Origin of the sequence: Arthrobacter glacialis, assembly GCF_002909445.1 — a bacterium.
GTDB lineage: Bacteria > Actinomycetota > Actinomycetes > Actinomycetales > Micrococcaceae > Specibacter > Specibacter glacialis.
Genome location: NZ_PPXC01000029.1, coordinates 1 through 9351 on the forward strand (window position 1 = coordinate 1; position 9351 = coordinate 9351).

Genomic DNA, 9351 nt, shown 5'->3' on the forward strand with positions numbered 1-9351 from the left:
TCCATGAATAATTATCTCCTCCTGCCCCACCAAACATGAATGAGAAAAACTCTCTCACTCAAGGCTGGCACGTAGGGCATACGGGGGTAATTCGGCAAACGCTCGCTCAGAAGCGGGCAGAGCACGGCAAACGCCTCACAGCTGCTGCGCGAGCGTTCGGAAATAACGCCCCGTATGTGAGCGGGCGTTGGGAAATAACGCCCCGTATGTGAGCGGGCGTTGTTTGAGGGCTGCTTATTTCAAGGACGGCTTCAAGGACGGCTTCAAGGACGGGGCGCCACGGGAGACTTCGATGTCCACCGCCATCCCCTGCCCACTCAAATACACCAGGTGGCTGGCGGTTTCGGCGAGCGCCAGACGGAGGGTGAACCCGCGCAGCGATGCAAATCCTCGTGACCAGCCCAGCTGTTTGGACACATCCCAGACCGTCGCCGCAGTTCCTGACTCCAACACTGCAATCACTTCGCGGGAGCGCTCAAGGGTGTGATCTTGCAACTCAGCCACACGTTCCGGCAGGCCCCTGAATCTGTACTCGTGGGCTGGCAGCACTTCCATCTCCGCCCCCACGGCCATGACCTGCAGTGACTGGAGGTAGTCGGCCAGCGGATTCGCATGGATTTGGGCCTCGAGGGAAACATGCGGGGTGATGCGCGGCAGTACATGGTCACCCGTGAGGATGAGCTGATTGGCCTCATCCACCAGGCAAATATGTCCGGGCGTGTGGCCCGGGGTGGCCAGCACGCGAACGCGCAGCCCGGCAATGGGCAGCAGTTCCCCATCAGCCAACCGGCGCTGCGGTTGGTCAACACTTGTCAGCTGCGCCCAGGTGTCAGTGTTGAAGGTGACCTCATTGAGGAATTCCGCAGGCACTCCCCACGCAGCAAACTGCACCCTGTCCGCGGCCACAAACAGTTGCGGATCACCGCGCCACTGCACGGCCAGAGGCTCATCAGCACCCAGTGCCACCCAGGCTCCGGAGGCGGCCCGCAGCCGTGCAGCCATGCCCAAATGGTCGGGGTGGAAGTGGGTGACGACTATCCCGGTGATGTCCGCCGGTTGCAGGCCCGCAGCAGCCAGCCCTGCCTGAAGGATTTCCCAGCCCTCCTCGGAATCCCAGCCCGGGTCAACCAGGGCGGCCTCGCCGTCGCCCACCAACAAGTAGGCCAAGGTGTAGCGCATGGGGTTGTTGATGAACGGCACGGGAATGGACCAGACGCCGGGGCGCACCTCCTCCACCGCCGGCAGCACCTTGTGTTTCCAGGCCTTGAATTGTTCCTGCCCTGTAACGGTGATCATCATGCCTTCCAGAATTCAAGAATGGTTGCAACGTCGGTGTCGGCGCCCGGCGGGCAGGGTCGGCCCTGTCCTGTAACTTACTTGCCGTGGAACACGCCGGGCCGACGCTCGCCCAACGCCGCCACGGCCTCCAATAGGTCCTCACTGTGCAGGAACGCCGCGTTCCACAACGCCACATGCCTCAGCCCTCGGGCAACATTTTCTTCTCGATCCTCGTTCAGCACGGCCTTGGTTCCAGCCACCGCCAACGGCGAGTTTGCGGCAATCTCCGCGGCCATTTCCAGGGCAGCAGCCATGAGCGTTTCATGATCCGGGTACACGTCATTGACCAGGCCAATCTTCTCTGCCCTGGCGGCTGTGATGTCCTTGCCGGTCAGCGCCAACTCGCGCAGCGCACCCTCGCCAATGATGCCGCGCAATCTCTGCAGGCTTCCGACGTCGGCCACGATCGCCAGCCGCGTCTCCCGGACACTGAACGTGGCATCCTCGCAGGCGAGGCGCACGTCCGCGGCGCTGATCAAGTCGACACCCCCGCCAATGCACCAGCCGTGGATGGCGGCAATCACCGGTTTGCGGCAGCGGGCCACGGCAGTGACGCCGTCCTGCAGCGACCTGATGACGCCCAGCAGTTCCGTGCGCTGGGCAGCCTGCGCCGTGGCGCCGGACACCAGCCTGCCCAACCAGCCGCCCAGCACCTCCTGCACATCCAAGCCCGTGCTGAAAGTGCTTCCGACCCCGGCGAGCACCACGGCCCGCACGCTGTCATCAGCGTCCAGGGCGGCAAAAACCTGGGGCAGCTCAGCCCAAAAGGCCAACCCCATCATGTTCCCGCGCCCGGGCCCTGTCAGATGGACGACGGCGACACCCGGCGTGGGTGCCTGCTCCACCGTGAACGCCGTCCAGGGTTGGGTGAAGGCGGTGCCTGACGTGTTTCCCATCAGTACGTCTCACCCTTTTCGGCTTTGGCCACCAGCGATGCAGGGGGCAGGAAGTGCTCGCCATAGCTTGCCGCAAGCTCACGTGACCTGGCCACGAAACCGGCCAGGCCGCCGTCGTACCCGTTCATGTACTGGAGCACCCCGCCGGTCCAGGCTGGGAAGCCAATGCCCAGGATGGAGCCAATATTCGCATCCTCCACACTGCGCAGCACCCCTTCATCCAGGCACTTGACGGTTTCTAGGGACTCGGCAAAAAGCATGCGCTCCTTCATGTCCGTAAAGGGGATCTCGGCGGTGCCGCCATACGTTTCCTTCAGGCCCTCCCAGAGTCCGGTGCGGTGCCCGTCGGCGTAGTTGTAAAAACCTGCACCGCCGAGCTTGCCTTTGCGCCCGAACTCGTCGACCATGGTGTTCACGACGTCCGTGGCCGCATGGTGCTGGTACTTTTGCACACCGCCGTCGGCCTCCAAACCGGCCTTGGTTTCCTTCTGGATCTTGGCCATCAGGGTGAGGTTCAGCTCATCGGCCAGCTGCAGCGGCGCCGCCGGGTAACCGGCTTGCAGCCCGGCCTGTTCGATGGAGGGTGCTCCAATGCCCTCGCCCAGCATGGCGATGGCCTCGTTCATGAACGTGCCGATGACGCGGCTGGTGAAGAAGCCGCGGCTGTCGTTGACAACAATCGGGGTCTTGCGAATCTGCACCGCGATGTCGAAGGCCTTGGCCAGGGTCTCATCCGAGGTGTTTTTGCCGGCGATAATTTCCAGCAGCGGCATCTTGTCCACGGGAGAGAAGAAGTGCAGGCCAATGAAGTTCTCCTGCGCACGCACCCCTTCTGCGAGCGCGGTGATGGGCAGGGTCGAGGTGTTGGAACCAAGCACCGCACCCGCTACAACAATGTCCTGGATTTCCTGGAAGGCCTTTTGTTTCACGTCAACGTTTTCAAAGACTGCCTCAATCACCAGGTCACAGCCGGCCAGCTCTGTGGCCTCGGAGGTGGGGGTGATTTTGGCCAGCAAGGCATCTGCTTGTTCCTGGCTGGACTGGCCCCTGGCCACGGCTTTGTCCGTGAGGGTCTTGGAGTAGTTCTTGCCGCGCTGGGCTGCCTCGAGGGAGACGTCCTTGAGCATCACGTCCATGCCGCCGCGGGCGCACACATAGGCAATGCCCGCACCCATCATGCCGGCCCCCAGCACGGCAACCTTCTTGGCCGTGTACTTCGGGTAACCTGCAGGGCGGCTGCCGCCGGCGCTGATGTGGCCCATGTCGAAGAAGAAGGCCTTGATCATGTTGGTGGAAACCTGCCCGGTCACCAACTCCACAAAGTAGCGCGACTCAATCTCCAGCGCCGTGTCAAAGTCCACCTGGGTACTTTCGACGGCGGCGGCCAGGATGGCGCGTGGGGCCGGGTAGTTGGCACCCTTGAGCTGCTTGCGCAAGTTGGCCGGGAATGCGGGAAGATTTGCGGCGAAGGCCGGGGTGCTGGGCGTGCCGCCGGGAATCCTGTACTTGGGCACATCCCAGGGCTGGACGGCCTCCGGGTTGGCCTTGATCCAGGCCTTGGCTGCCGGGATCAGTTCCTGAACCGTGTCCACCACCTGGTGGACCAGGCCAACCTCCAGTGCCTTGCGGGGCTTGTACTTCTGCCCCTGCAGGAGCACCTTCATGGTGGCGTCGGCAATGCCCATGAGGCGCACCGTGCGGACAATGCCGCCACCGCCGGGCAGCAGGCCCAGCGTCACCTCCGGCAGGCCAAGCACCGAGCCCTTGGTGTCTGCGGCAATCCTGTGGTGGGTAGCCAAAGCAATTTCCAGTCCGCCACCCAGGGCGGCACCATTGATGGCGGCCACCACTGGCTTGCCAAGGGTTTCCAGGCTGCGCAGCTGGGACTTGATCTGCTGGCCCAGATTAAAGATCTTTTCCGCATCTGCCGGGGTGGCTGCCACCAGGTCCTTGAGCTCGCCGCCGGCGAAGAACGTCTTTTTGGCCGAGGTCACAATGACACCGCTGATGGAGTCCTTTTCCGCCACCAGGCGCTCCACCACTGACTGCATGGAGGAGGTGTAGGCGGCGTTCATGGTGTTGGCCGACTGGTTCGGGTCGTCCATGGTCAAGATGACAACGCCGTCCGCGTCCTGCTCCCAAAGAATGGTGTTCGTGTTCTGGTTCATTGCTTAGACCCTCTCGATCAACGTTGCTACACCCATGCCGCCGCCAATGCACAAGGTGATGACAGCCCTGTGCTTGTCGGTGCGCTCCAGTTCATCCAGCACGGTGCCCAGAATCATGGCCCCCGTGGCGCCCAGCGGGTGGCCCATGGCGATGGCACCACCATTGACGTTGAGCTTCTCATCGGGAATGCCTAAGTCTTTTTGGTATTTCAAAACCACCGAGGCGAAGGCTTCGTTGATCTCAAACAAGTCGATGTCTGCCACGCCCAGACCTGCCGTTGCCAGCAGCTTGTGGGTTGCCGGTGTGGGGCCTGTGAGCATGATGGTGGGATCCGCACCCGAGGTGGCCGTGGCAACAATCCGGGCCCGCGGCGTCAAGCCCAGCACCTCACCAACCTCGGCGCTGCCCAGCAAAACCAAGGCCGCGCCGTCGACAATCCCGGAAGAATTCGCCGCCGTGTGGACGTGATCGATGGTCTCCACGGCATGGAACTTTTGAAGTGCGACGGCGTCAAAGCCGCCAGCCTCGCCCATGACGGCAAAGGCAGGGCGCAGCGTTGCCTGCGATTCCGGCGTTGACTCCGGGCGCATGTGCTCATCGACGGCCAGGACCACCAGGCCGTTCTGGTCCTTGACCGGGATCACCGAATTGGCGAAGCGGCCCTGGGCCCAGGCCTGTGCGGCGAGTTGCTGCGAGCGCACCGCATAGGCGTCCACGTCCTCGCGGCTGAAGCCTTCCATGGTGGCAATGAGGTCGGCGCCAACGCCCTGCGGCACAAAGTAGGAGTCGTAGTTGGTGGCCGGGTCCATGGCCCAGGCGCCGCCGTCGGATCCGATGGGCACGCGGGACATGGATTCCACCCCGCCGGCGACGATGAGCTGGTCCCAGCCGGAACGCACCTTCTGGGCCGCCATATTGACGGCTTCCAGGCCTGAGGCGCAGAACCGGTTGATCTGCACACCGCCCACGGTGTCCGGCAAACCGGCGGCGATGACCGCCGTGCGGGCAATGACGGCGCCCTGATCGCCCACGGGTGAGACAACACCGAGGATCAGGTCATCAATCAAATTTTCATCCAGGCCCGGATGCCGCTCCCGCAGGGCGTCGATCAGGCCAACCACCAGGTCGATGGGCTTGGTGCCGTGCAGTGCGCCCTTCTTCCCGCGGCCGCGCGGGGTGCGGATGGCATCAAAGATGAATGCTTCGGGTTGTTCGCTCACGTGAGCTTTCCTTCCATTGACGTCCCTGCCCGTGTGGGCAGGGCGGTGGCAGAACTTGATGTTGGACCCTCGCAGCTGGGGACTTGCGAGCAGTGGGGACTAGAGCGAGCGGGCGATGAGTTCCTTCACGACCTCATTGGCGCTGGCCAAGTGCTGGCACCGATCCGCCAGGTCGCAGGATTGGCCGTTGGAGATGTAGATCTTGGAACCCGTTACCGGGTGGTCGTCGCCGTCGCGAAGATCTTCATCGATCCAGCCAGACGAAAACTTAGTTGTTGACATACCGCCAATAGTTCAGGACTATTGACAACGTGTCAATAGCTGGCGCATGTCTTTACTTTCCTCTTTGAAGGCGATGACCATGGATAGCTCCGGAACATATTCAGCCATCACGTATGCGGTGGCCGAGGGCATTGCCACGCTCTGCCTGAACCGTCCCGAGGCCCGCAACGGCTACACCTTGGCCATGGCCCATGAGCTCGAACATGCACTCTCCACCGCCGACGCCGATCCGGACGTTGCCGTGGTGGTTCTCAGTTGCGTGGGCAGGGACTTTTCCGTGGGCGCGGACCTCAGCGGCGGCGGCTTTGACGCCATCATGCCAGCCAGCCCCGCCGGCGATTGGCAGGAGCCGGCCGGACGCTGCTCCAAAACCATCTTTGGGCTGAACAAGCCGGTCATCGCAGCTTTGCGCGGCGTCTCGGTGGGAGGCGGCATCACCATCACACTGTCCTGCGACTTCCGCCTGGCCGCCCATGATTCACGCTTCTCCTTCCCGTTCAGCCGCCGCGGTATCTTCCCCGAGGGCGCCAGCGTCTGGTACCTGCCGCGCCTGGTGGGCATGTCCCGGGCCACCGACTGGATGCTGACGGGGCGACTCTTTGATGCCCAGGAAGCGCTCGACGCCGGACTGGTCACCTCCCTGCACCCACCCGAGGATGTCCTGGAAGCCGCTTACTCGCTGGCCCGGGACATCATTGCGAACACGTCAGCGGTTTCCACCGCAGTCATCAAGCAAATGCTCAACCACCTCAGCGGCCTGAACTCCCCCCTCCCCGTCCACGCCCTCGATTCGAAGCTGATTGCTGGCCTCCCCGGACACGGTGACGCCGTTGAAGGGGTCACCTCATTCCTGGAAAAGCGCCCACCCCGTTTCCCGCTGCAGGTCCCGCAAGACCTGCCGCCATGGCTGCCTTGGCTGGAAGCGGGGCAAACACCGTGAACGAACCCAGCCCAGCCCCGCAGCCAACCGAGGCGTCCGCAGCAAAGGCCGTGTCCGGCGTCGACCTTCACCAGATGCGGCGGCAACGCCTGAACCCCGACGAGCGGCGCCAACAAATCTTTGTGTGTGCCCAAAAACTGTTCAACGAGAACCCCTACGAGGATGTCTCGGCAACCGACATTGCCGCGGCGGCGGGGGTGGCCCGCGGCCTGATCAACCACTATTTTGGCAACAAACGGAACCTGTATTTGGAGGTCATCCGCATCAGTTCAACGGTTTCGGCGGTTGCCGTGGCCCGGCTGCCGGAGGGATCGCTCGAGGAACGCATTGACCTGGCAGTGGACTGGTTCCTGGATTCGCTGGAGAAATCCGGCACGTCCTGGCTGGCGCTGGGTTCCGGGAGCATGGGCCGGGATCCGGATTTGGAGACCATCCTGATCGCGGCAGAGAACGATTCCATTGAGCTGCTCATCGAGGCGTGCGGACTGGCCGGTCGCACGGAGGGGCGCGAGCAGATCCGCGCCATGTTCCGGATTTATGCGCAGCTGGCCCGCAGCGGCGGACGCGAATGGCTGTTGCGCAAAACCCTGACGCGTCCACAGGTGCACGCGCTGCTGGCCAGCACCCTGGCCGTGATTGTGGAGAAGGCAGTCCCGGCCGTCTAGCCATCCCTGCAACTGCCTCAACGACTACGCAATCAGGGTGAGTTGAACAGTTGGGTGAATGCGACCTCGTATCCAAGCCGCCTAACGCGCTCTAAAAGGGGTCCTTCGGGTTATCTGTGGCCGTCTGTGGGATTTGTTGGCCTATGCGCCCGCTTGGGGGTTGGCGTGGCGCATGCCCTGAGTTCGCTTTGGCTCTGCGCACTGCTGATACCTAGCGTGGCGCCCGTGACACAGCTGCGCCCCGCTGGCTGCCAGCGAAGCGCATAGCCAAGGACAGCGCGTCCTGAATGGGGTGTATGCGCCACACTCGTTTCGAGGTCTGCGCATCAGCCGACTCTCACTTATGGGCGGGGAATGGAACAAATTATTGCCCAAGAATCGTGCTGGAGGAACTGTTCCCGCGGCCACCCGATAAGATCATTTCAATGCCATTGGGGTATTGCGGAGGCTGTGTCGAAATGGATAATCAATGAGTGAATCACGTGGGATAGAGACCCCCGTTGCCGAAAAAGATTCATCGGGGACAAAGGTCCTCATAAGTTTGGCTGCTGCCGTCATTGTCCTTTTTGGCCTGAGCCGCATTTCCTCCATTGTTGGCCCCGTGTTTTTGGCGATTGTTTTGACCATTTGTGTCTATCCGCTTAAACAACGCCTCGTTCTTCGCGGGGTCCCCGCCGCAGTGGCCACCGTCTCCACCATTTTGGCTGTGTACGCCATGATTGGCGCCCTTGTTGCCTCGCTCTGGGTTTCAGCAGTGCAGTTGACCCAACTGCTGCCCCAGTTCGCACCGCAAATCACCGAGCTGCGCGGTGACTTGATGGTGTTCCTGCACGACACCTTGGGCATTGGCAACGACCAGGTCCGCGCACTGGTGGAATCCGTTGATCTGCGGGTTTTGCTGGATACCGCATACAGCTTGCTTGGCAGTGTCATGAATGTTGGCTCCGGGACTGTTTTCTTGTTGCTGCTGGTGATGTTCATGAGCATTGACGCCACCTATTTCCCCACCATCCTTGCCGTGGTGAAGGAAAAACGGGCTCCCGTGGTTGAAGCGTTGGGAAACTTCGCCAAGCTGTCCCGTTCCTTCATGGTCATGACCACCATTTTCGGGGCCATTGTGGCCGTGCTGAACCTCATTTTGTTGCTGGCACTGGGCGTGCCGGGGGCAGGTCTGTGGGCGCTGCTGGCCTTTGTCTGCGGATTCATACCGTTCATTGGGTTTTGGATCAGCCTGGTCCCGGCAGCCATCATGGCCCTGCTGGCTGGCGGGCTGCCGTCCTTCATAGCTGTGGTGGCCTTTTACGGGGTCATCAACTCGCTCATCCAGTCCATCATCCAGCCCAAGTTCGTCTCCGGCTCAGTGAATCTGAACATGACCCTGACGTTCCTGTCAGTCATCTTCTGGTCTGCCCTGCTGGGACCGCTGGGCGCGTTGATGGCCGTGCCGTTGTCGCTGTTCGCGCGGGCGATCCTGATTGACTCGCACCCGCAATCCGCCTGGTTGCGGCCCTTCATCGGCGATGTGACCGAGTCAAAGGCCATGCTGGCGGCCCAACGGGCTGCGGCGAAAACCGCCAAGGTCGCCAAGGGAGAAAAGGCAAGGAAGTCCGGCCAGGAGTCCCCCGGCGTCTGACCCCTCCCGCCCACAACAGACGCTCCTTCACTTCCGGGGCCCTTTCTGGCAACCCTCGCTCAGCAACGGGGCCATTTCCACGAACGCTCTCGCCCCGAGCGAGCGAGCGATCCCGAAAACCACCCCGTATGCCCTACGTGCCAGCCTTGAGTGAGAGAGTTTTTCTCATTCATGTTTGGTGGGGCAGGAGGAGATAATTATTCATGGA

The 9351-nt window shown here is 62.3% G+C and carries 8 protein-coding genes; 3 read left to right on the top strand and 5 right to left on the bottom strand.

The features are described from left to right. Positions 1-234 precede the first annotated feature (234 nt). The 5 genes from CVS27_RS20105 to CVS27_RS20125 all read right to left on the bottom strand — a co-directional run bounded on the left by CVS27_RS20105 (position 235) and on the right by CVS27_RS20125 (position 5905). On the bottom strand, positions 235-1299 hold the full coding sequence (locus tag CVS27_RS20105) for an MBL fold metallo-hydrolase (protein WP_243400296.1): 1065 nt from the start codon (positions 1297-1299) through the stop codon (positions 235-237). Between the two features lie 74 nt (positions 1300-1373). Next, on the bottom strand, positions 1374-2234 hold the full coding sequence (locus tag CVS27_RS20110) for a crotonase/enoyl-CoA hydratase family protein (RefSeq protein ID WP_103467627.1): 861 nt from the start codon (positions 2232-2234) through the stop codon (positions 1374-1376). Then, positions 2234-4402 carry a 3-hydroxyacyl-CoA dehydrogenase NAD-binding domain-containing protein gene (locus CVS27_RS20115; RefSeq protein WP_103467628.1) on the bottom strand — a complete coding sequence of 723 codons (2169 nt, stop codon included), beginning with the start codon at positions 4400-4402 and terminating at the stop codon, positions 2234-2236. The genes CVS27_RS20110 and CVS27_RS20115 overlap by 1 nt, the downstream gene beginning before the upstream one ends. Positions 4403-4405: 3 nt before the next feature. Further along, positions 4406-5623, bottom strand: coding sequence for an acetyl-CoA C-acetyltransferase (locus CVS27_RS20120; protein WP_103467629.1), 1218 nt, complete (start codon positions 5621-5623; stop codon positions 4406-4408). A gap of 99 nt (positions 5624-5722) precedes the next feature. Continuing rightward, complete coding sequence (locus CVS27_RS20125) at positions 5723-5905, bottom strand: hypothetical protein (protein ID WP_103467630.1); 183 nt, start codon at positions 5903-5905, stop codon at positions 5723-5725. A gap of 79 nt (positions 5906-5984) precedes the next feature. On the opposite strand from CVS27_RS20125, the gene CVS27_RS20130 reads away from it, so the two are divergent. The 3 genes from CVS27_RS20130 to CVS27_RS20140 all read left to right on the top strand — a co-directional run bounded on the left by CVS27_RS20130 (position 5985) and on the right by CVS27_RS20140 (position 9143). Then, positions 5985-6845, top strand: coding sequence for an enoyl-CoA hydratase-related protein (locus CVS27_RS20130; RefSeq protein ID WP_207767604.1), 861 nt, complete (start codon positions 5985-5987; stop codon positions 6843-6845). Beyond that, positions 6842-7510 (top strand): TetR/AcrR family transcriptional regulator, encoded by a 669-nt coding sequence (locus CVS27_RS20135; RefSeq protein ID WP_207767605.1) that lies wholly within the window; start codon positions 6842-6844, stop codon positions 7508-7510. The genes CVS27_RS20130 and CVS27_RS20135 overlap by 4 nt, the downstream gene beginning before the upstream one ends. A 469-nt stretch (positions 7511-7979) precedes the next feature. Then, positions 7980-9143 carry an AI-2E family transporter gene (locus CVS27_RS20140; protein WP_103467632.1) on the top strand — a complete coding sequence of 388 codons (1164 nt, stop codon included), beginning with the start codon at positions 7980-7982 and terminating at the stop codon, positions 9141-9143. Positions 9144-9351 lie beyond the last annotated feature (208 nt).

What these genes read in the sequence shown, in the direction of transcription:
- CVS27_RS20105 (WP_243400296.1), bottom strand. Translation starts at nt 1,299, where the DNA reads ATGATGATCACCGTTACAGGGCAGGAACAATTCAAGGCCTGGAAACAC.
- CVS27_RS20110 (WP_103467627.1), bottom strand. Translation starts at nt 2,234, where the DNA reads ATGGGAAACACGTCAGGCACCGCCTTCACCCAACCCTGGACGGCGTTC.
- CVS27_RS20115 (WP_103467628.1), bottom strand. Translation starts at nt 4,402, where the DNA reads ATGAACCAGAACACGAACACCATTCTTTGGGAGCAGGACGCGGACGGC.
- CVS27_RS20125 (WP_103467630.1), bottom strand. Translation starts at nt 5,905, where the DNA reads ATGTCAACAACTAAGTTTTCGTCTGGCTGGATCGATGAAGATCTTCGC.
- CVS27_RS20130 (WP_207767604.1), top strand. Translation starts at nt 5,985, where the DNA reads ATGGATAGCTCCGGAACATATTCAGCCATCACGTATGCGGTGGCCGAG.
- CVS27_RS20140 (WP_103467632.1), top strand. Translation starts at nt 7,980, where the DNA reads ATGAGTGAATCACGTGGGATAGAGACCCCCGTTGCCGAAAAAGATTCA.